This is a genomic window from Nitrogeniibacter mangrovi (genome assembly GCF_010983895.1).
Classification (GTDB): domain Bacteria; phylum Pseudomonadota; class Gammaproteobacteria; order Burkholderiales; family Rhodocyclaceae; genus Nitrogeniibacter; species Nitrogeniibacter mangrovi.
Genome location: NZ_CP048836.1, coordinates 2503219 through 2523115, shown reverse-complemented (window position 1 = coordinate 2523115; position 19897 = coordinate 2503219). Strand labels below are relative to the sequence as shown.

General features: G+C 67.3%; 19 protein-coding genes and 1 pseudogene. 9 read left to right on the top strand and 11 right to left on the bottom strand.

Going from position 1 to position 19897, the window contains the following annotated elements; all coding sequences use genetic code 11:
• Positions 1 to 43: 43 nt before the first annotated feature.
• Genes rsgA through G3580_RS11595 form a run of 3 tightly spaced genes read right to left on the bottom strand, consistent with a single transcriptional unit; the run spans position 44 to position 2532 of the window.
• Positions 44 to 934 carry a ribosome small subunit-dependent GTPase A gene (gene rsgA, locus G3580_RS11605; RefSeq protein ID WP_173765682.1) on the bottom strand — a complete coding sequence of 297 codons (891 nt, stop codon included), beginning with the start codon at positions 932 to 934 and terminating at the stop codon, positions 44 to 46.
• Positions 935 to 953: 19 nt separating this feature from the next.
• Positions 954 to 1271 carry a c-type cytochrome gene (locus tag G3580_RS11600; RefSeq protein ID WP_173765680.1) on the bottom strand — a complete coding sequence of 106 codons (318 nt, stop codon included), beginning with the start codon at positions 1269 to 1271 and terminating at the stop codon, positions 954 to 956.
• 13 nt (positions 1272 to 1284) lie between these two features.
• Complete coding sequence (locus G3580_RS11595) at positions 1285 to 2532, bottom strand: M48 family metallopeptidase (protein ID WP_173765678.1); 1248 nt, start codon at positions 2530 to 2532, stop codon at positions 1285 to 1287.
• A 102-nt stretch (positions 2533 to 2634) separates the two neighbouring features.
• Here G3580_RS11595 and orn point away from each other — a divergent pair, with 102 nt between their 5' ends.
• Positions 2635 to 3195 (top strand): oligoribonuclease, encoded by a 561-nt coding sequence (orn, locus tag G3580_RS11590; protein ID WP_173765676.1) that lies wholly within the window; start codon positions 2635 to 2637, stop codon positions 3193 to 3195.
• Positions 3196 to 3213: 18 nt separating this feature from the next.
• Here orn and G3580_RS11585 read toward each other — a convergent pair whose 3' ends face one another.
• From G3580_RS11585 to arsC, 3 genes are all read right to left on the bottom strand, one after another.
• On the bottom strand, positions 3214 to 4818 hold the full coding sequence (locus G3580_RS11585; protein WP_173765674.1) for an ArnT family glycosyltransferase: 1605 nt from the start codon (positions 4816 to 4818) through the stop codon (positions 3214 to 3216).
• 134 nt (positions 4819 to 4952) lie between these two features.
• Positions 4953 to 5168, bottom strand: coding sequence for a 50S ribosomal protein L31 (rpmE, locus tag G3580_RS11580; protein ID WP_173765672.1), 216 nt, complete (start codon positions 5166 to 5168; stop codon positions 4953 to 4955).
• A 167-nt stretch (positions 5169 to 5335) separates the two neighbouring features.
• The gene (arsC, locus tag G3580_RS11575; RefSeq protein ID WP_173765670.1) at positions 5336 to 5689 is read right to left on the bottom strand and encodes an arsenate reductase (glutaredoxin); all 354 of its coding nucleotides are present in this window, start codon (positions 5687 to 5689) and stop codon (positions 5336 to 5338) included.
• A 63-nt stretch (positions 5690 to 5752) separates the two neighbouring features.
• Between arsC and G3580_RS11570 the strand changes: the two genes are divergently transcribed.
• From G3580_RS11570 to G3580_RS11545, 6 genes are all read left to right on the top strand, one after another.
• Positions 5753 to 6733 (top strand): tRNA dihydrouridine synthase, encoded by a 981-nt coding sequence (locus G3580_RS11570; protein WP_173765668.1) that lies wholly within the window; start codon positions 5753 to 5755, stop codon positions 6731 to 6733.
• 9 nt (positions 6734 to 6742) lie between these two features.
• Positions 6743 to 7417 (top strand): tRNA (guanine(46)-N(7))-methyltransferase TrmB, encoded by a 675-nt coding sequence (trmB, locus tag G3580_RS11565; protein WP_173765666.1) that lies wholly within the window; start codon positions 6743 to 6745, stop codon positions 7415 to 7417.
• A gap of 77 nt (positions 7418 to 7494) precedes the next feature.
• Positions 7495 to 8193 carry a UPF0149 family protein gene (locus tag G3580_RS11560; protein ID WP_173765664.1) on the top strand — a complete coding sequence of 233 codons (699 nt, stop codon included), beginning with the start codon at positions 7495 to 7497 and terminating at the stop codon, positions 8191 to 8193.
• Positions 8132 to 8584, top strand: coding sequence for a YkgJ family cysteine cluster protein (locus G3580_RS11555; protein ID WP_173765662.1), 453 nt, complete (start codon positions 8132 to 8134; stop codon positions 8582 to 8584). Before G3580_RS11560 ends, G3580_RS11555 begins: the two co-directional genes overlap by 62 nt.
• 53 nt (positions 8585 to 8637) lie before the next feature.
• Positions 8638 to 9870, top strand: coding sequence for an ABC transporter substrate-binding protein (locus G3580_RS11550; RefSeq protein WP_173765660.1), 1233 nt, complete (start codon positions 8638 to 8640; stop codon positions 9868 to 9870).
• A 190-nt stretch (positions 9871 to 10060) separates the two neighbouring features.
• The gene (locus tag G3580_RS11545) at positions 10061 to 10420 is read left to right on the top strand and encodes a YkgJ family cysteine cluster protein (RefSeq protein WP_173765658.1); all 360 of its coding nucleotides are present in this window, start codon (positions 10061 to 10063) and stop codon (positions 10418 to 10420) included.
• A gap of 13 nt (positions 10421 to 10433) precedes the next feature.
• Here G3580_RS11545 and G3580_RS11540 read toward each other — a convergent pair whose 3' ends face one another.
• Positions 10434 to 11270 carry a DUF4922 domain-containing protein gene (locus G3580_RS11540; protein WP_173765656.1) on the bottom strand — a complete coding sequence of 279 codons (837 nt, stop codon included), beginning with the start codon at positions 11268 to 11270 and terminating at the stop codon, positions 10434 to 10436.
• Between the two features lie 101 nt (positions 11271 to 11371).
• Between G3580_RS11540 and G3580_RS11535 the strand changes: the two genes are divergently transcribed.
• Positions 11372 to 11791 carry a response regulator gene (locus G3580_RS11535; protein ID WP_173765654.1) on the top strand — a complete coding sequence of 140 codons (420 nt, stop codon included), beginning with the start codon at positions 11372 to 11374 and terminating at the stop codon, positions 11789 to 11791.
• Here the strand turns inward: G3580_RS11535 and G3580_RS11530 are convergent.
• The 4 genes from G3580_RS11530 to acnA are packed head-to-tail and all read right to left on the bottom strand — an operon-like array spanning position 11735 to position 17043.
• Positions 11735 to 13453: a potassium channel family protein gene (locus tag G3580_RS11530; RefSeq protein WP_173765652.1), complete on the bottom strand. Its 1719-nt coding sequence runs from the start codon at positions 13451 to 13453 to the stop codon at positions 11735 to 11737. The genes G3580_RS11535 and G3580_RS11530 overlap by 57 nt on opposite strands.
• On the bottom strand, positions 13450 to 13833 hold the full coding sequence (locus G3580_RS11525; RefSeq protein WP_173765650.1) for a DUF6394 family protein: 384 nt from the start codon (positions 13831 to 13833) through the stop codon (positions 13450 to 13452). Before G3580_RS11525 ends, G3580_RS11530 begins: the two co-directional genes overlap by 4 nt.
• Before the next feature lie 60 nt (positions 13834 to 13893).
• Positions 13894 to 14286 (bottom strand): YchJ family protein, encoded by a 393-nt coding sequence (locus G3580_RS11520; protein WP_173765648.1) that lies wholly within the window; start codon positions 14284 to 14286, stop codon positions 13894 to 13896.
• A 54-nt stretch (positions 14287 to 14340) separates the two neighbouring features.
• Positions 14341 to 17043 carry an aconitate hydratase AcnA gene (gene acnA / locus G3580_RS11515; protein WP_173765646.1) on the bottom strand — a complete coding sequence of 901 codons (2703 nt, stop codon included), beginning with the start codon at positions 17041 to 17043 and terminating at the stop codon, positions 14341 to 14343.
• Positions 17044 to 17286: 243 nt separating this feature from the next.
• On the opposite strand from acnA, the pseudogene acnB reads away from it, so the two are divergent.
• Positions 17287 to 19883: pseudogene (acnB, locus tag G3580_RS11510) on the top strand (bifunctional aconitate hydratase 2/2-methylisocitrate dehydratase).
• Positions 19884 to 19897: the final 14 nt, after the last annotated feature.

The following is a 19897-nucleotide window of genomic DNA, read 5'->3' as shown; positions in this document are numbered from 1 at the left end:
GACCGAAACGCACACGCCCCGCCGATTGGCGGGGCGTGTGCGTTTACCAGCCCTGTGCCTGACGGCGGGCGTGGTCGATTTCGTCGCGCAGCAGCCGGTAGTGGTCGAAGCGGCGGCGGGCGATGTGGCCGCTGTCGACCGCATCGCGGATCGCGCATCCGGGCTCGTGCTCGTGCCGGCAGTCGCGAAAGCGGCATTGACCGAGATAGGGCGCAAACTCACGGAACGAGGCCGCGAGCGCCGTCTGATCCAGATGGGCGAGCCCGAAGGCCTGCAGGCCCGGGCTGTCGATCAGGGCGCCGCCGCCGGCCAGCGGATAGAGGCGGGTGGCCGTGGTCGTGTGCTTGCCGGTGTCGAGGGCATCGGAAATCTCGCGCGTGGCGGCATTGGCGTCGGGGATCAGCGCATTGGTGAGGGTGGACTTGCCCATGCCCGACTGGCCCACCAGGATCGACACTTCCCCGGCCAGATGCGGCACGATCGCGCCCGCGTCGGTGTTGGCGGCCACCTCGATGAGCTCGTATCCCAGCTCGGCGAAGAGTGCCAGCCGCGCCCGCGCCGCGGGCAGCCGGTCGCTCAGGTCGATCTTGTTGAGGACGATATGGGCCTTCAGATGCTGGTCTTCGGCGGCGCACAGACAGCGGGAGATCAGCTCGTCGCTAAAGCTCGGCTCGGTCGCCACGACGATGAACACCTGGGTGACGTTGGCGGCCAGCAGCTTTTCCTTGAAGGCATCCGAGCGGTGCAGCAGGCTGGTGCGCGGCGCGTTGTGCTGGATCACGCCTTCGCCGCCACTGGTGGGCTTGAACTCGACCCGGTCGCCGCAGGCGAAGCTCGTGCGCTTGCCGCGGGTGACGCAATGCCAGCGCGTGCCGGCGTCGTCGAGGACTTCGAAATGGCGACCGAAGGCCGCGACGATGGTGCCGGCCGTCATGCCGCGAGCACGTGGGCGGTCATGGGGTCCCGAACTTGTAATAGTGCCGGTTGAGGTAGGCGCCGATGTTCGCTTCGTCTTCCGGGAAGAGGTCGAGGCTCAGCTGCGTCGTACACATGGTCAGTTGCGACTTGAGCGCGCCCGGTGTGCGCACGCGGTGATCGGGGCGCAGGTAGATGGCGCTGCCGTTCTCGCCGCCGTATTTCATCTCGTGGCAGGCGACGCAGTACTTGGCATGGAGCGCTTCGCCGGCCGCTTCGTCCGCGCCTTCGAACGGGTCGGCAGCGAGCACGGGTGCTCCGATCAACAACATCGACATGGCAATCAACGGTTTCATGGCGGGGCTCCTGTCAGGCCGCGCGCACCCGGGAAATGCGGATGGTGGCGGGCGGATGTGAGTCGTAGAAACTCGAGTACAGCGGGTCGGGCGTCAGGGTGGCGGCATTGTCGCGGTACAGCTTCACCAGGGCGGAGACCAGGTCTTCGCGCTCGGTACGCGCCACCGCGTAGGCGTCCGCCTCGAACTCGTGCTTGCGCGACCAGGCGCTCATGATCGGCGACAAGGCGTAGGTGAACACCGGCAGGGCGGTCACGAACAGGGCCAGCGCCATCGCGGTGCCGGTGGACGTGGCGCCGAGGCCGCCGAAGAACCACGCCGATTGCATGAGCTGGTTGAGTATCCACAGCATGGCCAGCGTCACCACGGCCATGAGGACGAGGCGCTTGACCACATGGCGGCAGCGGAAGTGCCCCAGTTCATGCGCCAGGACCGCTTCGATTTCGCCGGGATCGAGCTTCGCGAGCAGGGTGTCGAAGAAGACGATGCGTTTGCTGTTGCCGAAGCCGGTGAAGTAGGCGTTGCCGTGGGCGGACCGGCGCGAGCCGTCCATGACGAACAAGCCGCTGCTGCGAAAACCACAGCGCGCCAGGAGGGCCTCGATGCGCTGGCGCATGGGGCCGTCCTCGAGTGGGCTGAACTTGTTGAACAGGGGCGCGATGAAGGTTGGATAGACCAGCAGCACCAGCAGGTTGAAGCCCATCCAGAACGCCCACACCCAGACCCACCAAAGCGAGCCGGTCGCCTGCATCATCCACAGCACCGCAGCGAGCACCGGCAGGCCGATCACGGCCGCCAGCGCGGCGGTCTTGAGGGTGTCGCTGGCGAACAGGGCGGGCGTCATCTTGTTGAAGCCGAAGCGGGCTTCGACGACGAAGGTGCGATAGATCGCCAGGGGCAGGTCCACCAGCCAGCCGAGCACGCCGACGGTCGCCAGGAAGGCGACCCCGTGGGCAATGCCGCCGGCCTCGAAGACGCCCGTCCAGGCGTCATGGACCCACTGGAGCACGCCGCCCAGGGTCAGCAGCAGGACCCACAACGCGCCGACGACCACGTCGGTGCGGGAGAGCACGCTGCGCGCCACGGTATAGTCCGCCGCCTTGTGGTGTGCCTCCAGGCTGATGCTCTGGGCGAAGTCGGTCGGCACGGCCTCGCGATGGCGCCGCACATGGCGTGCGTGCCGGGTGGCCAGCCACAGCTTGAACGCCGTGGTCGCCGCGAGGAAGAATACGAAGATGAAGGAAAAAGTCGTGTTGTCCATGTCTCTTTGGCGGGTGTGGAGCCTTTCGGTGATCCGGGCCCCCGTCGGTGCGCGCTTCTGGAACTGTGACACAATGCGCGTTTCTCGGTTCGCGGCAAAATTATGGCACAACAGGATTCCACCCACCTGATCTGGCTCGACATGGAGATGACCGGTCTCGATCCGGACAAGGACCGCATCATCGAGCTGGCCATCGTGATCACCGACAGCCGCCTCGAGACTGTCGCCGAGGCGCCCGTGCTGGCGGTGCATCAGCCCGATGAGGTGATGGGCGCGATGGACGAGTGGAACACCCGGACTCATGGCCAGTCCGGCCTGACCGCGCGGGTCAAGGCCTCGACCCTGGGCGAGGCCGAGGTCGAGCGTCGCATGCTCGAATTCATCCAGCAGCATGTGCCCGAGCGTGCGTCCCCCATGTGCGGCAACTCCATCTGCCAGGACCGGCGCTTCATGGCGCGCTACATGCCGAGGCTGGAAGCCTGGTTCCACTATCGGAACCTGGACGTGTCCACGCTCAAGGAGCTGGCGCGCCGGTGGCATCCGGCGGTGGCCCAGGGGGTGAAGAAGCAGGGCAAGCACGAGGCCCTGGCCGACATCCACGAATCCATCGAAGAACTGCGCCACTACCGCGACACCTTCCTGCGCCTGCCCGACGGGGCGTGACGCGGTGGCGGACCGGCCTTATCGGGTGTAGAGCCTCAGCTCCTCGCGCTTGTCGCCGCCGCCGCGTGCATAGGTCCACTTGGCGTGCCAACGCGCGTCCAGCGCGTGCGGGCGTTCCTTGCCGAACACCAGTACCGCGTCACAGGCGCTGCCGTGTCCGGTGAACGGCCGGGTCCGCAGGCCGGCAAAATAGTCCAGCGAGACCCGCAGGCTGGGCGATAGCCCGATACGTTCGATGCAGTTGAGGCGTGCTTCGGTGACGACACGCTGCAGCGAGCGTGCCGCGGGCCGGTAGCTCTTGCCGTGTTCGAACCAGGGTTGCAGCAGCACCACCGCCAGACACCACAGCATGGTCATGCCGGCGGCCCAGTTCTTGGCGCCCCGGTAGGGGCTGCGGCGCGAATTGGCGAGGATGCCGATCCACAGGGCGCACAGCACGACACCCGCCACCGACGGCCACAGTGGATCGCCGACCACGAAGTTGGGCGCCACCTTGGCCACGTGGCGGCTCAAACCCGGTGGCCACGCGACCGTCAGCGACGTCCAGCCGATCCACAGGAGCAGGGCGAAGACCGCGAAGCTCATGCCCGAGAACCAGTCGAAGGAGTTTGCCGCGCCGCGGCGCAGCGTCGTCAGCCCCGGCGCCGCCACGAGGGTCAGGGGCACCAGCAGGGGCAGGGCGTTGGCCGGTCGCAACGGGCCCAGAAACACGGTGGTGATCAGCGTGAGCAGGCTGCAGGCGATGAGCATGCGCCAGTGGGTGGTGCCCAGATGGCGCCGTTCGCGCCACAGGGCCCAGCCGGCGATGGGCCACAGCGGCCATGTGAACCAGCTGAGCAGGCTGATCAGGGCGTCGGCCTCGTGCAGCTTGGTCAGGCTGGGGGTGTATTCGAGCAGGTGGGTCTTCCACCAGGCGCCGAGCAGATCGGGGGCGAGCTGGGCGGCGGGGACGAGCCAGGCGCACGCGACCGCCACCGCCACCGCGAGCCCGAGCATCAGAGGGCCGATGCCGGGCAGGAAGAACAGGGCCGGAGCGGTGATGATGAGGGCGTTGATGCCATGTGCGAGAAACGCCAGCGCGATCCCGAGCCCGGTGGCGACGGCCCCGGCCATGGGCCGCCGGCGGGCATAGGCCACGCCCCAGAAGGTCAGGGCCTGGGCGGTCATGACGGCGAGCAGGGGCTGGGTTTCGTGCGCATGCACGACCAGGCCCAGGGTGCCGAGCATGAGCAGGAAGGCGGAGGCGCGCGCCGCGTCGCCGTGCATGCGTCGCGCGGCGTCGGCGCACAGCCACAGGGTAAGGCCCACGAGCACGGCGCTGGCCAGGCGCGCGCCGTCGTGCAGCGGCAGGATCCAGGCGCTCAGGCGCGCCGTGGTCGCGGCGACCCAGTAGTACAGCGGTGGATATTCGAGAAACGGATCACCGCTCAGGTGCGGAATCAGCCAGTGCTGCCCGTGCAGCATCTCCAGCACCGGGCCGAAATAGCGCGCATCGTCGCCGCGCCAGGGGTCGTGGCCGATGACCCCGACGAGCAGATAGACCAGCGCCATCGTCCACAGCACGATGGAGCGGGGCGGGCGCGGGGCGGGTGGTGCGAACGGATCGGGGCGGGCGGGGCTCATGCTGGCGATGATGATTGGGCGAGCAGATTCTACTGGAAGGCGGGGCGACACAGCGACAGCGGATGCGCGATGGCGCCGCGCGACAGGCAAGAAAAAAGGCAGCCGTGGCTGCCTTTTTCCGTGAGCGTGGCCGATCAGCCGCGCTGCACGTTGCCGTATTTCTGGCGGAAGCGCTCGACACGGCCGGCCGTATCGACGATCTTCTGCTTGCCGGTGTAGAACGGGTGGCATTCGGAGCACACTTCGATGTGCATCTCGGGCTTGCCAGCAGCGGAGCGGGTCTTGAAGCTGTTGCCGCAGCTGCAGGTGATCGACACTTCTTGGTAGTTCGGATGGATGTCCGCTTTCATCGGGGGTCTCGCTTCGGTTGCGCGGGCGGCGATTGTGACCGCCCCTTGAGTCTGGAAAAACGCGCATTATCTCGGAAATAGCGCGTCGGATCAAGCGATTGTCGTGCGCCCGGACTTTTCAAGTGCGCGGGCCGGCCGCTACAATGCGCAGCCGTCCCCGAGCAGGCTCAATCGAGCAGAGACAGGACGTTTTCGGGCGGTCGGCCGATTACCGCCCGCGCGCCGCGCACCGCGATCGGGCGTTCGATGAGCTTGGGGTGGGCGGCCATGACGTCGAGCCAGCTCGCGTCGTCCAGGGTCTTGCCCTTGTACTCGGCCTTGTAGAGATCCTCTCCGGTGCGGATCAGGTCATGGGGGGCGATGCCGAGCTTGGCCACCAGATCGGCCAGCTCGTCGCGGTCGGGCGGCGTTTCCAGATACAGCACCACCGTGGGCGCAATGCCTTGTTCCTCGAGCAGTGCGAGGGCGGCCCGGCTCTTGGAGCAGCGGGGATTGTGATACAGCGTGATCGATGCGGACATGAACAACACCATGCAGGAGAAGCGAATCGCGATTCTAGCGTCTTGCGCCGTCGAGGTCGCCCGATGCGCCTGATGCTCGCTCCCATGGAGGGGCTGGCAGACGAGGTGCTGCGCGAGGCGCTCACCGAGCTGGCGCGCTACGATCAGGCGGTCACCGAGTTCGTCCGTGTCTCGGCCAACGTGGTGCCGCGGCGCAGTTTCCTGCGTGTCAGCCCCGAACTGCGCAACGGCGGGCGGACCCGTTCGGGCACGCCGGTGCAGGTGCAGCTGCTCGGCGCCGATCCGCAACGCATGGCGGCGAGTGCCGCGGTCGCGCTGCCCCTGTCGCCGGCGGGCATCGATCTCAACTTCGGCTGTCCGGCGCCCACGGTCAATCGTCATCGCGGCGGGGCGGTGTTGCTCGATGAGCCGGAAACCCTGCATGCAGTGGCCGCCGCGGTGCGTCAGGTGATGCCCGTCGGCGGTGCGCCGCTGAGCGCCAAGATGCGCCTCGGCGTCGCCGACAAGGGGCGTGCGGTCGAGTGCGCGCAGGCGCTGGCGGCGGCCGGCGTGGAGCGACTCGTGGTGCATGCGCGCACCAAGCTCGAAGGCTATCGGCCGCCCGCGCACTGGTCCTGGGTGGCCCGGATCGCCGAGGCGGTGCCGGTGCCGGTGGTGGCCAACGGGGAGGTGTGGACCGTGGCCGACTGGCGCCGCTGCCGTGCCGAAAGCGGCGTGGCCGACGTGATGATCGGTCGTGGCGCGGTGGCCGATCCCTTCCTCGCGCGCGACATCCGCAGCGACCTCATCCACGATCCGCGCGATCCGCGCGAGGCCGACTGGCAGGCCCTCAAGCCGGTGATCGCACACTTCTGGCAGCGGGTCTGTCACAAGCTCGAGGCACGCCATGCGCCAGGGCGGCTCAAGCAATGGCTGAACCTGCTCGGGCGGCGTTTTCCCCAGGCGGCGGAGCTGTTCGCCCAGTTGCGGCCGCTGCGCGAACTTCACCGGATCGATCTGGGCCTGCAGGCGGCCGGGATCGTCGTCGAACGCGAAGCGGCCTGAGCATCCACCATGAGTTACGCCAATTCCACCATTCCCGTCAGCGCCCAGCAGGGCGTGCATGAAAAGCTCGCCGAGCGCGTGGCGCGCCATCGCGACGCGCCGTTCAGGAAGCCTTTTGCCGACTACAACCGCCGTGCCTTCGAGGCCGCGCTGGCGGACTGGGATCAACGGGCGCCACTGATTCTCGATGCTGGCTGCGGGGTCGGCCACAGCACCATCGCACTGGCGCGCGCCCATCCCGATCACTGGGTCATCGGGGTGGATCAGTCGGAAGACCGCCTGAACCGGCGCAAACCCTACCCGGAAGCCCTGCTGCCGAAGAACATGGTGCTCATCCGGGCCGACCTGGTGGACTTCTGGCGCCTGCTCGCCGAGGCGCAGTTGCGTCTGGCCCGGCACTACATCCTCTATCCGAATCCGTGGCCCAAGATTGGCCATCTGGGCCGGCGCTGGCCCGCCCATCCGGTGTTTCCCTTCGTGCCCCGGCTCGGTGGCGTGCTCGAGTGCCGAACCAACTGGCAGGTGTATATCGCCGAGTTCAGCACCGCGCTCGAGATCCTCCTGGGGCGGCCCGTGCCCTGGGAGCCCTTTGAGGCCGCGTCGCCGCTCACGCCCTTCGAGCGCAAGTACCGGGATTCCGGACAGCGTCTGTATCGCGCCAGCGTCGATCTGGACGCCGTTTGAGCGCTTGCCCGCACCGACATAAAGGTGCATGCTGCGAGCGCTGGTGAATCGGAGCCAGCTTGGATCGGGAGAGGATCATGGTGGATATGGACGATGCGGACGTGAGCCTGAGCGAGGCGGAACTCGACGAACTCGAGTCGCTGCTGGCCTCGGATGCCGTGCCGGACGATTGCATGAGCCTCGAGATGCTCGACGGCTACCTGGCCGCGGTCACCGTGTCGCCCCGTCCCCTGGAGACCGTCGAGTGGCTGCCTTCGGTGTGGTCCGACACCGAAGCGCTGCCGACCGGTGGGGGTGTGCAGCGGCTGCTGACCCTGATCCTGCGCTACCACGACGAGATCGCCCAGACGCTGGGTGATCCGGACGGGTGGGAGCCCTTCTGCTACGCCTCCGACGAAACCGCCGACGAGGTCCGGCTGGGCGACGAATGGATGACTGGCTTCGAGCTCGGCCTGGAGTTGTGGGACGAGGACTGGCGCGAGGACCTCGAGGCCCATGACGCCGACACCTTCGAAGACCTCATCGAGAAGGCCATGACGCCGTGGACCGCCGAAGACATGGAGCAGGCCGACGACGAGACCCGCATCGAGTGGCTGACGGCGACCGCCGCCACCGTGCGCGCGATTCATCATCTGCGCGATGCCTGCGGACTGCCGCCGGTGCCCGCTGCCGCCCAGGCCATTGCCATCGCTACCGCCGCGCCCGTGGGGCGCAATGATCCGTGCCCCTGCGGCAGCGGCCGCAAGTACAAGGCCTGCTGTGGCGCAGACGCCTGAGGCGGGCGACGACCCCTGCACCCGCTGTGGTGCCTGCTGTGCCGCGTTTCGGGTGGATTTTCATGTCAGTGAGCTGGGCGCCGAGGGTCGCCCCGGGGTGCCGCCGGCGCTGACCGTGCCGGTAACGCCCCGACTCGTGCGCATGCGCGGCACCGATGCCGCGGAGCCGCGCTGCGTGGCGCTGGTCGGGCAGATCGGGTGGGGCGCGAAATGCGGCATCTACACCGACCGCCCGTCCCCATGCCGCGACTTCGCCCCGTATGCGCCGCTCGGCATCGGTGATGCCGGTTGCGCGCGCGCACGGCGGCGGCACGGTCTGCCTCCGCTCACCCCTGGGGGAAATCCCGAATCGGGAAAGTCCCGACCGGACGGGCCGGGACGAGGCCGCTAGACTGGCCCGCGGACCGTCACGCCCACGAGTGACGGCAAGCGGAGGTACATGTCATGCGGAACCCGTTGGCCGGCGTGGCGCGCATTGCGCGTTGCAGCCTGTTTGCGTTGCTGTTGGTGGGGGTATCGCTGTCCCCGGTGATGGCGCAGGAGTCGATCCGGATCGGTCTGTCCGGTCCATTCTCGGGCGGCAGTGCGCCGATGGGGCAGAGCATGCGTCTGGGCATCCGCATGGCCGTCGACGAGATCAACCGCTACGTCGGCGGTGTGCTGGGTCGCAAGATCGAACTGGTCGAACGCGATGACGCGGCCGATCCGGCCACAGGCCAGGCCATCGCCACGGCGTTGATCGAGCAGGACAAGGTCGTCGCCACTGTCGGCATCGTCAACACCGGCGTCGGCCTCGCCAGCATCGACGCCTATCAGCGGGCCGGTGTGCCGCTGGTGGTCGCGGTATCCACCGGCGCCGAGCTGACGCGGCGATATGCCCCTCCGGCCGCACCGCGCAACTTCATCTTCCGCATGTCCCCGCCGACCGCGGTCGGCAACCGCTTTCTCGCCCGCCATCTGGTGGAGCGCCTCGGGGCCCGGCGCATCGCCATCCTCGCCGACGAGACCGGCTACGGCGAGGCGGAAAAGCGCGATCTGGTCGCCGCGCTCAAGCCTCTGGGCGTCGAGCCGGTGGTCGTCGAGCGTTTCGCGATCGGTGACCGCGACATGCGCGCCCAGCTCGAACGCGCACGCGAGGCGAACGCCCAGGTGCTCGTGATGTTCGGCATCGGTCCTGAGCTGGCCGCGATTGCGCGCGACCGCCAGGCGATGGGGTGGCAGGTGCCGGTGTTCGCGAGCTGGACCATCTCGATGCGCAACTTTCTCGATCAGGCGGGTGCAGCGGGCGAGGGCGTCATGGCCGTGCAGAGTTTCATTCCCGGCTCCGAAAGTCCGCGCCACCGGGTGTTCCTGAGCGAATTTGCCAGGCGCTACGGCCCCGACGCGATGGCCTCGGCCATGTCGGCCGCTCAGGGCTACGACGCCATGCGCGTCCTGTTCAACGCCATCGCCCGGGCGGGGAGTACCGACGGCGACGCCATCCGTCGGGCGCTCGAGCACCTCGACCGGGGGGTGGAGGGGGTGGTGACGACGTACATCCAGCCCTTCACGCCGGCCGATCACGACGCTATCACCGAGAACATGCTGGTGCTCGGCGTGGTGCATCGGGGCCATATCGAGTACGCCTTCAAGGCGGATGCGCAGCGCAGTCTGGCGGTGCGTCACAAGGTGCGATGAGGCGCACGGAAGCCATTGTTTTGCGGATGGAAATCGCTATAATCAGCGCGCCGTAATCGATGGGCCGAGCCTACAATTAGTCAAACGCGCTGCCCGATCCGGGTGGCGTCGTCCAGCAGACGCGCAGCGTCATCGATTCGGTGGCATGGACCATGGGGGTCCGCGCCGGCGTCTCGAGCGTGTGTTGGACATGACTGAACCGAATCCGTGTCTTGGGTGCGGCATTTGCTGCACCCATTTCCGTATCTCCTTCTATTGGGCCGAGGGCGACGACGCGCCGGGTGGCACCGTGCCGGTCGACATGACCGAGAAGGTCAATGACTTCTACCGCTGCATGAAAGGCAGCAACCAGCTGCCGCGTCGCTGCTGTGCATTGTCAGGCACCGTCGGCGAGGCGGTGGCGTGCACGATCTACGCGCAACGCCCCACCCCGTGCCGGGAGTTTCCCGTCTATCTCGACAACGGCGAGCCGAATCCGCGCTGCAATGAATTGCGCGCGACGATCGGGTTGCCGCCCCTCGACTGGGCGCCACTGCCGAGCGCGGCCTGAGGGCGCGGAGCGTTCAGGCAGGCACCGCCACGGCCCGTAGTGCGTTGATCGGGCCGGCGGCCTTCAGCGCGTCGAAGCGCCCTCGCGACTTCACGAACAGGGAGCCGGCGAAGCCGAGCGCGTTGATGGACATGTCTTCCCAGAATTCGGCGCGTCGCGGCACGAGCCACATCCAGTCCCGGGTGAGCAGCAGGTTGTAGGGCGGTGGGTCACCCGCGGGGGGCGATCCGAACGCCTGCGCCAGCAGTCGCGCGTAGGTCGCCTGCAGGAAGGCGCCGGTGTCCGGTGTGCGCCATGCCGAGGCGTCGATGCTCGCGAACGCGTGACGGAAGGTGAACACCTCGGCTCGCCGCGCCAGCATCCGCGGCAGGCAGGCGGCCAGGGGCGGCAGTTCGGGGATCCACTGCAGATGCTTGTGCGGCTGGCTGGCGCCGGCGACGGTGCCGCCGTTGTAGAAACCGAGGCCGCCGTTTCCCCCGACGAGGACGGCGAGGGCGTGAAGATCGCCGACGCTCAGAGCTGCGCTCTGGGCCTCGAACTGCTGCGTGACCACCAGCAGGTGCCGGGCCATGACCGGAAATTTGTTCAGCAGGACGCGGTGCGACGGAGGCAGATCCCCCAGCAGCAGGGCCGGTTCCGGCGCGGCGAAGGGGTTGTGCGGGCCGCCCCGGGCGGGCTTGGCGGCGCGGGGTTTGTCGGCGAGCGTCGAGACCCATTTGATCACGAAGGGCAGGCCTTCGGACTCGACGAATTCCCGTTCGGTTTCAATGGGTTTGAGTGCGTGGCTGGCCAGGGCCTCGCGGGTGGTGGCGTCGATTCGGGCCAGGTCGATCGGGGGGATCTGATTCATGAACGGTTCGGATCTTTGGCCACCGATCCGGCTCCAGAAAGCCGGCGCCGGGCCGATGGTTCACCTGAATGCCGTCGTTTCGGCATCGAGAGGGGCAACACATGCATGTGCTGATTGTGGACGATGTGACGGCCAACCGGCGATTGCCCGCGGTGGTGCTGCGTCGCGCCGGCTTCGAGGTCAGTTGCGCGGCCAGCGGCGAAGCCGCCCTGGGGGTGCTCTCGCACTTGCGTATCGATGTGGTGCTGCTCGATCTGATCATGCCGGGCATGGGCGGCATTCGGCTGTGCCGTCATTTGCGCGCATCGCCAGAGCATCGCGATGTACGCATCATCGCCTACACCGGGCCGGTGGACACGGCGGAGCGGGATGCCTTGCTCGCGCTCGGTTTCGACGGTCTGCTGATCCGGCCGGTCGCACCGGCCGAGGTGCTGCGCGCGGTCGGTCATCTGGCCGATCCGCCGTCAACGGCCGGACTGGCGCCAGCGCGCGATCCGCTCCCAGATCAGACCGCCCGGTAGTTCGGCGCCGGTGAGCACATAGGCGAGCGAGTGGATGTTCTCCAGGGTCAGCGCCAGGGCGGCGCGGGCCGAACGGCGCCCGACCAGCAGCAGCTCGTCACCGAGGCACACCGGCAGGGTGGGGGCGGGCGCGGTGACGTGCACACTGCCTTCGCGGCACAGATAGAGGACCTCGGCGTCCAGCGGATCGTTGCGGTCATGGGGGCTGCGCAATAGCTCGCCGAGCGTGATCGTCGGCGCGTCGCGCTGCAGACGCGTGTGCAGGGCCGGCGCATCCCGCTCGGTGAGGCGCACGCTCCATACGCTGGGCACCATCCAGCCGAAGCGCCCGGTGAGGCGTTCGAGCAGCCGGCCGGCCCAGGCGTCGTCACGCTGGCGCATCTCCTCGAGAAAGCGCTCCAGCAGCGGCGTGGTCAGCACCGCGAGACATTCGTTGGCGATGATCTGGCTGGGCACCACCGTGGCGTCGGCGGCGAAGGCTTCGAACAGCTCGTGGTTGGTGAAGTGGTTCATGCGCAGGATCACGAACAGATCCGGATTGAGTTCGCGCGCGGTCATGACGATGGACAGGTTGTCCATGTCGTCGCCGGTGCTGGCGACGATGCCGGCGGCCTGGTCGATGTTGGCGCGCTCGAGCACCGCCGCGCCGGTGCCGTCGCCGCGAACGCGCCGGTGGCGGTCGTGTTCGCCCGGTTCGGCCGGGTCGCGGTCGATGATGGTGACCGGCACGTCCTCCTGGTCGAAGGCATCGACCAGCACGCGGCCGAAGTCTCCGTAGCCGCACACGATCCATTTGCCCCGCGGCGGGTCGCGGTGGCGTTCCACGCAGGTGCCCGGCGGGCCGGTGAGCCAGTTGAGCAGGTGGTAGGCGTTGGGCGCATGCAGCGCCTGGGCCAGGTAGTCGGCGAATTTTTCGTATGGGTTGATGATGTGGCGGGTGCCGAAGGAGGCCATGTTCGCCGCCACCTCGGCGGATTCGGCGCGGCACAGGGCCGGGATCTGCGGCGCCAGCAGGCGCGCGGAGATGGCCACCGCGAGGTTGGCGCGATCATCGTTGGTCAGTGCCAGCACCCCCTGGCAGTGGGGGCTGCCGAGGCCGGCCTGGCGCAGCTGGTCGGGGTGGCTGGCATCGGCGCGCAGCACCGGGATGTCGGCCAGGTAGTTGTGCAGGTCCACCTCGCCGACCCGCTGCGGCGCCGTTTCCAGCACCACCGAGCGCAGGCCCATCTGGTCGAGCGCGCGGCACACGCGCCGGCCGGTCTCGCCGTAACCGCACACGAGATAGAAGGGTTCGTGCAGGCGCCGCACGGCGCGACCGAAGCGCTCGGCGCTGACCGCCTCGCGGAAGGTGCCGTCCTGCAGCAGCGAAAACAGCGCGCCGAGGGTATACGCCCAGCCCACCACGGCCAGATAGATGCAGATCAGCACCCACAGGCGCTGCGGTTCCGAGAAGGTGCCGGGAATCTCGCCGAAGCCGATGGTGGTGGCGGTGTAGCTGATGAAGTAGAAGGCGTGGAAGAAGCTCATCGGCTGCCCGTCCGCGCCCGGGATGATGCTCAGGCCCAGTACCGAGATGCCATAGATGACGATCAGCGTGATCAGCGGCGCCCGCAGGCGCCGCATGGCCAGGAACAGGGTGCTCAGGTGGGTGTTGCGGTTCATCGGCGCTGCATGATGGTCTCGGAGATCAGGATGACGATCGAGACCACGTTGGCGAGCATGGCACCGCCGGACAGGGACACCACCTTGGCGGTGATGTCCGGGGACATGCCCACCCCGGCGATGTGCACCCCGTAGCCCCAGACCAGGGCAGCGGCGATCAGCTGCAGGTCGGCCACCAGCGAGGTGGACAGGTGCACCGCGCCGATCTGCGTGCGATCGCCGAACTTGAGCACGGTGGCGATGAAGTTGACGACGATAGCCGCGAACAGCTCGTAGATGTCATGGTGGGCCGGGTTGTCCAGATCGCCGACGAAGAAACCGAAGTTGAGCGTGGCGGCCAGGACGATGAAGAAGCCGAAGATGACCTTTTCCAGATTCATGCGCGGGCGATCCCTGTCGTCATGGAAGATGACTGATTATAGGGATGCCCCGAACGCCTGTCAGTCGCCCTGGATGTCGCCGTCCACGTAGTACCAGCGCCCGTCCTCGCGCACGAAGCGGCTGATTTCGTGCAAGGCCTGCGCTCTGCCGCCGACCCGGTAGCGGGCAATGAACTCGACGATCGCGGTGGCGTCACCGGTGGTTTCGCTACGCACGATGCTCAGGCTGATCCAGCGCGGGTTGTCGTCCAGGTCGAGTTCGGTAGGCCGCGTCGACGGGTGCCAGCTCGCGCGCAGGTAATCGACCGCGCCGGTGGCGAAGGCGCTGTAGCGGGAGCGCATCAGCGATTCGGCGTCGTGGGCGACGCCTTGGCCTTCGATGAGCGGCCGGCAGCAGGCGTCGAAGATTCTGGGGCGGCCGCAGGGGCAGGGGGTGCGCTTGGTCGGTTTCATGGCGGGATTCTGACACGGCGCGCGTCGGGCCGGCGGGGCCGGTCCGACGATGCCTCAGGCCAGGATCTGCCGCAGCACGTAGGGCAGGATACCGCCGTGGCGGAAATAGGCGACCTCCACCTCGGTGTCGATGCGCGAGCGCAGCGGCACTTCCTCGGTGCTGCCGTCGGTCCGGTGGATGCGCAGGGTGAGCGTCTGGCGTGGGGCGAGGCCCGCCTCGATCCCTTCGATGTCGAACCGGTCTTCGGGGCCGATGTCCAGCGACTGCCAGGAGGTGCCCGCCATGAACTGCAGCGGCAGCACGCCCATGCCCACGAGATTGGAGCGGTGAATGCGCTCGAAGCTGTTGGCCACCACCGCCTTCACGCCCAGCAGCAAGGTGCCCTTGGCCGCCCAGTCGCGGGAGGAGCCGGTGCCGTATTCCTCGCCTGCGAAGACCACGGTCGGCGTATTCGCGGCCATGTAGCGGCTGGCGGCATCGAAGACCGTGGTCTGCTCGCCGTCGTAGAGGGTGAAGCCGCCCTCGATGCGGGAGCCGTGCTCGTCGGGCGGCAGCATGAGGTTCTTGATGCGCACGTTGGCGAAGGTGCCGCGCATCATCACCTCGTGATTGCCGCGCCGCGAGCCGTAGGAGTTGAAATCCTTGCGGTCGACGCCGGCGTCGACGAGCCACTGACCGGCCGGGGTCTGCTCGCTGAAGCGCCCGGCGGGGGAGATGTGATCGGTGGTCACCGAATCGCCCAGCAACAGCAGTGCCCGGGCGTCGTGGATGTCGCCCACCGGGGGCGGTGTCATGTCGAAGCCGTCGAAGAAGGGCGGCTGGGCGATGTAGGTGGACGCGGGCCAGTCGTAGACATCGCCGGTCGGGGCCGGGATCTCCGACCACAGGTCCACCTCCTGGCTGAAGTCGGAATACAGCTTGCGGAAGGTGACCGGGTCCTGGGCGTAGGGGAGGGCGGCGTTGATGTCCTCCGAGCCGGGCCAGATGTCCTTCAGGTACACCGCCTGGCCGTCCTCGTCCGTGCCCAGCGGCTCGGTGCTCAGATCGATGTTCACCGTGCCGGCCAGGGCGTAGGCGACCACCAGGGGGGGCGAAGCGAGGAAGTTGGCGCGGATGTTGGGGTGGATCCGTGCCTCGAAGTTGCGGTTGCCCGACAGGACCGAGGCGGCGATCACGTCATGCTTGGCGATCGCCTCGTTCAGTTCGGGGGTCAGGTCGCCGGCATTGCCGATGCAGGTGGTGCAGCCGTAGCCGGCGAGGGTGAAGCCGAGCTCGGCGAGCGGCTCGATGAGGCCGGCGCGGGTGAGGTAGTCGGTGACCACCCGCGAGCCGGGGGCCAGCGAGGTCTTGATGTGGGGCTTCACATGCAGGCCACGGGCCACGGCGTTTTTCGCCAGCAGGCCGGCGGCGATCATCACCGCCGGGTTGGAGGTGTTGGTGCACGAGGTGATGGCGGCAATGAGGACATCGCCATGGCCCAGGTCCACATCCGTCATCTCGGTCGGGTAACGCTCGTGCAGCACGCTCGGCGGTTTGTTGAAGCCGTTCTCTGACGACGGGGCGACGAAAAGCGATTCGAAGCGCTCGCGCATGGCCGGCAATTCGATGCGGTCCTGGGGGCGCTTGGGGCCGGCCAGCGAAGGCACGAGTGCGTCCAGGTCGATCTTGACCACGCGGGTGTAGTCCACCTCGCCAGCGCGCGGGATGCCGAACATGCCCTGGGCACGGAACCAGGCTTCGAAGCGTTCGCAGTCGGCCTCTTCCCGGCCGGTCTTGCGCATGTAGTCGACGGTCTTGTCGTCGACGGGGAAGAAGCCCATGGTGGCGCCGTATTCGGGCGCCATGTTGGCGATGGTGGCGCGGTCGGTCACCGACAGGCTGGCAGTGCCTTCGCCGAAGAACTCGACGAAGCAGCCGACCACCTTTTCCTTGCGCAGCCGTTCGGTCACGGTCAGCACCAGATCGGTGGCGGTGGTGCCTTCGGGCAGGGCGCCCGTCAGCTCCACGCCGACCACGTCCGGCGTGAGGATATAGACCGGCTGGCCGAGCATGGCGGCCTCGGCCTCGATGCCGCCCACGCCCCAACCGACCACGCCGAGGGCGTTGATCATGGTGGTGTGCGAATCGGTGCCCACCAGCGTGTCTGGATAATAGAGGTCGTCACCGGGCGCGTTGCGCACGCCGTGGAACAGGTACTCGAGATTGACCTGATGCACGATGCCGATGCCCGGCGGCACGACGCGGAAGCCATCGAAGGCCTGCATGCCCCATTTCATGAACTGGTAGCGTTCGCGGTTGCGCTGGAATTCCATCTCCATGTTTTTGTGCAGTGCATCGAGCGTGCCGAAGTAGTCCACCTGGACCGAATGGTCTACAACGAGATCTACGGGGACGAGCGGCTCGATGGCCTTGGCGGGTCGGTCCATCCGGTCGGCGACACTGCGCATGGCGGCCAGATCGCACAGGAGCGGCACGCCGGTGAAGTCCTGGAGAACGACGCGTGCGACGACGAAAGGAATCTCCTCGGTGCGTTCGGCGCTCGGGCGCCAGCCGGCCAGTTGGCGTACATGCTCGGCGGTAATCCGCTTCCCATCGCAGTTGCGAACGACGGATTCGAGCACGATCCGCAGGCAGACGGGGAGTCTGGCGATGGGCCCGGCGCCCAGCGCGTCGAGCGCCGAAAGCTGGTGCAGACGGCCGGTGTGGCCCGAGGCGGTGGTGAATTGGGCGAGTGTCTTGGGGAGTGTGGCTGCCATGATGACCTCCGTGTCGATCGGATCCTTCTCGGTGGGCTCGGGGTTTTGGGCCGTTTTTTGCATCCGTTGTTCCCCGGGAAGGTTACGCCGCGCTGCAACACGCGTAGAATTGCTGCAGGTGCGTCAGGGAGCCGTAAGTCGCATCGGTTAATGTAAGTCTTATAAAAGATATATAATTGGTCCGTTTGCCTCGGGCGCCGCCCCGGGGTGTGTGAGTCACCGTGTAACAGGAAGGATGTCGCCGTGCTAGAAGCCTATCGTACGCATGCCGCCGAGCGCGAGGCGCTTGGTATCCCCGCGCTGCCGCTGGACAAGCAGCAGACCACCGAGCTGGTCGAACTTCTCAAGAACCCCCCGCAGGTGAAGAAGCCTTCCTGGTTGAACTGCTGACCTACCGCGTGCCGGCGGGTGTGGACGACGCCGCCAAGGTCAAGGCCGAGTTCCTGGCCAAGCTCGCCAAGGGCGAGGCAACCTGTGCGCTGGTGTCTCGTGCCAAGGCCACCGAACTGCTGGGCACCATGCTCGGCGGCTTCAACATCAAGCCGATGATCGATCTGCTCGATGACGCCGAAGTGGGGGGCATTGCAGCCGATGCGCTCAAGAAGACCCTGCTCATGTTCGACTACTTCCACGACGTCAAGGAACTGGCCGAGAAGGGCAGCGCCAATGCCAAGGCGGTGATGCAGTCCTGGGCCGATGGCGAGTGGTTCACCAGCCGCCCGGAAGTGCCGGCCTCGCTCAAGCTGACCGTCTTCAAGGTCACCGGCGAGACCAACACCGACGACCTGTCGCCGGCGCCGGATGCCTGGTCCCGCCCCGACATCCCGCTGCACGCGCTGGCCATGCTCAAGAACCCGCGTCCGGGCATCGACGCCGACGAGCCGGGTACCCGCGGCCCGATCAAGCAACTCGAGGCGCTCAAGGCCAAGGGCAACCTGATCGCCTACGTCGGTGATGTGGTCGGTACCGGTTCCTCCCGCAAATCTGCCACCAACTCGGTGCTGTGGTGGACCGGCGAGGACATCCCCTTCGTGCCGAACAAGCGCTTCGGTGGCGTGTGCCTGGGCGGCAAGATCGCCCCGATCTTCTTCAACACCATGGAAGACGCGGGTGCGCTGCCGATCGAGATCGACACCTCCGACATGGAGATGGGCGACGAGATCGAGCTGAAGGTGAACAGCGACACCGCTGTCGTCACCGCCTTCAAGAACGGCGCCCAGATCGCCGAAGCCCCGCTCAAGACGCCGGTCATTCTCGACGAAGTGCGCGCCGGCGGCCGTATCCCGCTGATCATCGGCCGCGGCCTCACCGCCAAGGCGCGTGAAGCCCTGGGTCTGCCGGTCTCCACCCTGTTCCGCCTGCCGCAGAACCCGGCCGATTCCGGCAAGGGCTTCTCGCTGGCGCAGAAGATGGTCGGTCGCGCCTGCGGCATGCCGGAAGGCCAGGGCATCCGCCCGGGCACCTACTGCGAGCCCAAGATGACGACCGTCGGTTCCCAGGACACCACCGGCCCGATGACCCGCGACGAACTGAAGGATCTGGCCTGCCTCGGCTTCTCCGCCGATCTGGTGATGCAGTCCTTCTGCCACACCGCCGCGTATCCGAAGCTGGTGGACGTGCGCATGCACCGCGAGCTGCCGTCCTTCATCTCCACCCGTGGCGGCGTCGCGCTGCGCCCGGGCGATGGCGTGATCCACTCCTGGCTCAACCGCCTGCTGCTGCCGGACACCGTCGGTACCGGCGGCGACTCGCACACCCGCTTCCCGATCGGCATCTCCTTCCCGGCCGGTTCCGGTCTGGTGGCCTTCGCGGCCGCCACCGGCGTGATGCCGCTGGACATGCCCGAGTCCGTGCTGGTGCGCTTCAAGGGCAAGATGGAGCCGGGCGTCACCCTGCGTGATCTGGTTAACGCCATCCCGCTGTACGCCATCAAGCAAGGTCTGCTGACGGTCGAGAAGAAGGGCAAGAAGAACATCTTCTCTGGTCGTATCCTCGAAATCGAAGGGCTGCCGGACCTGAAGGTCGAGCAGGCGTTCGAGTTGTCCGACGCCTCCGCCGAGCGTTCCGCCGCCGGGTGCACGGTGCATCTGGACAAGGCCCCGATCGTCGAGTACATGAACTCGAACATCACGCTCATGAAGTGGATGATCGCCAACGGCTACGAAGACAAGCGCACCCTGGGCCGTCGCATCAAGGCCATGGAAGAGTGGATCGCCAACGGCGAACTGCTCAAGGGCGACGCCGATGCCGAGTACGCCGCCGTGATCGAGATCGATCTGGCCGACATCAAGGAGCCGATCGTGGCCTGCCCGAACGACCCGGACGACGTCAAGACGCTGTCCGAAGTCGCCGGCGCCAACATCGACGAGGTGTTCATCGGCTCGTGCATGACCAACATCGGTCACTTCCGTGCCGCCGGCAAGGTGCTCGAAGGCAAGTCGGACATCCCGACCCGCCTGTGGATCGCCCCGCCGACCAAGATGGACGCCATGATCCTCAACGAGGAAGGCTACTACTCGGTGCTCGGCAAGTCCGGCGCCCGCATGGAAATGCCGGGCTGCTCGCTGTGCATGGGTAACCAGGCGCAGATCCGCAAGGGTTCGACCGCCATGTCCACCTCCACGCGCAACTTCCCGAACCGTCTTGGTATCGACACCCAGGTCTATCTGGGTTCGGCCGAACTGGCCGCGGTGTGCGCGCTGATGGGCAAGATCCCGACCACGGCCGAGTACATGGCTCAGGTCGAGGCGCTGGGTGCCAAGGCCGGCGAAGTGTACCGCTACATGAACTTCGACCAGATCGACGAGTTCAAGGAAGTGGCCGACACCGTCGAAGTCTGATCGACAGCGACAGG

Coding starts and splice junctions, on each gene's coding strand:
- rsgA (WP_173765682.1), bottom strand. CDS start 934: ATGACGGCCGGCACCATCGTCGCGGCCTTCGGTCGCCATTTCGAAGTC.
- G3580_RS11600 (WP_173765680.1), bottom strand. CDS start 1,271: ATGAAACCGTTGATTGCCATGTCGATGTTGTTGATCGGAGCACCCGTG.
- G3580_RS11595 (WP_173765678.1), bottom strand. CDS start 2,532: ATGGACAACACGACTTTTTCCTTCATCTTCGTATTCTTCCTCGCGGCG.
- orn (WP_173765676.1), top strand. CDS start 2,635: ATGGCACAACAGGATTCCACCCACCTGATCTGGCTCGACATGGAGATG.
- G3580_RS11585 (WP_173765674.1), bottom strand. CDS start 4,818: ATGAGCCCCGCCCGCCCCGATCCGTTCGCACCACCCGCCCCGCGCCCG.
- rpmE (WP_173765672.1), bottom strand. CDS start 5,168: ATGAAAGCGGACATCCATCCGAACTACCAAGAAGTGTCGATCACCTGC.
- arsC (WP_173765670.1), bottom strand. CDS start 5,689: ATGTCCGCATCGATCACGCTGTATCACAATCCCCGCTGCTCCAAGAGC.
- G3580_RS11570 (WP_173765668.1), top strand. CDS start 5,753: ATGCGCCTGATGCTCGCTCCCATGGAGGGGCTGGCAGACGAGGTGCTG.
- trmB (WP_173765666.1), top strand. CDS start 6,743: ATGAGTTACGCCAATTCCACCATTCCCGTCAGCGCCCAGCAGGGCGTG.
- G3580_RS11560 (WP_173765664.1), top strand. CDS start 7,495: ATGGTGGATATGGACGATGCGGACGTGAGCCTGAGCGAGGCGGAACTC.
- G3580_RS11555 (WP_173765662.1), top strand. CDS start 8,132: ATGATCCGTGCCCCTGCGGCAGCGGCCGCAAGTACAAGGCCTGCTGTG.
- G3580_RS11550 (WP_173765660.1), top strand. CDS start 8,638: ATGCGGAACCCGTTGGCCGGCGTGGCGCGCATTGCGCGTTGCAGCCTG.
- G3580_RS11545 (WP_173765658.1), top strand. CDS start 10,061: ATGACTGAACCGAATCCGTGTCTTGGGTGCGGCATTTGCTGCACCCAT.
- G3580_RS11540 (WP_173765656.1), bottom strand. CDS start 11,270: ATGAATCAGATCCCCCCGATCGACCTGGCCCGAATCGACGCCACCACC.
- G3580_RS11535 (WP_173765654.1), top strand. CDS start 11,372: ATGCATGTGCTGATTGTGGACGATGTGACGGCCAACCGGCGATTGCCC.
- G3580_RS11530 (WP_173765652.1), bottom strand. CDS start 13,453: ATGAACCGCAACACCCACCTGAGCACCCTGTTCCTGGCCATGCGGCGC.
- G3580_RS11525 (WP_173765650.1), bottom strand. CDS start 13,833: ATGAATCTGGAAAAGGTCATCTTCGGCTTCTTCATCGTCCTGGCCGCC.
- G3580_RS11520 (WP_173765648.1), bottom strand. CDS start 14,286: ATGAAACCGACCAAGCGCACCCCCTGCCCCTGCGGCCGCCCCAGAATC.
- acnA (WP_173765646.1), bottom strand. CDS start 17,043: ATGGCAGCCACACTCCCCAAGACACTCGCCCAATTCACCACCGCCTCG.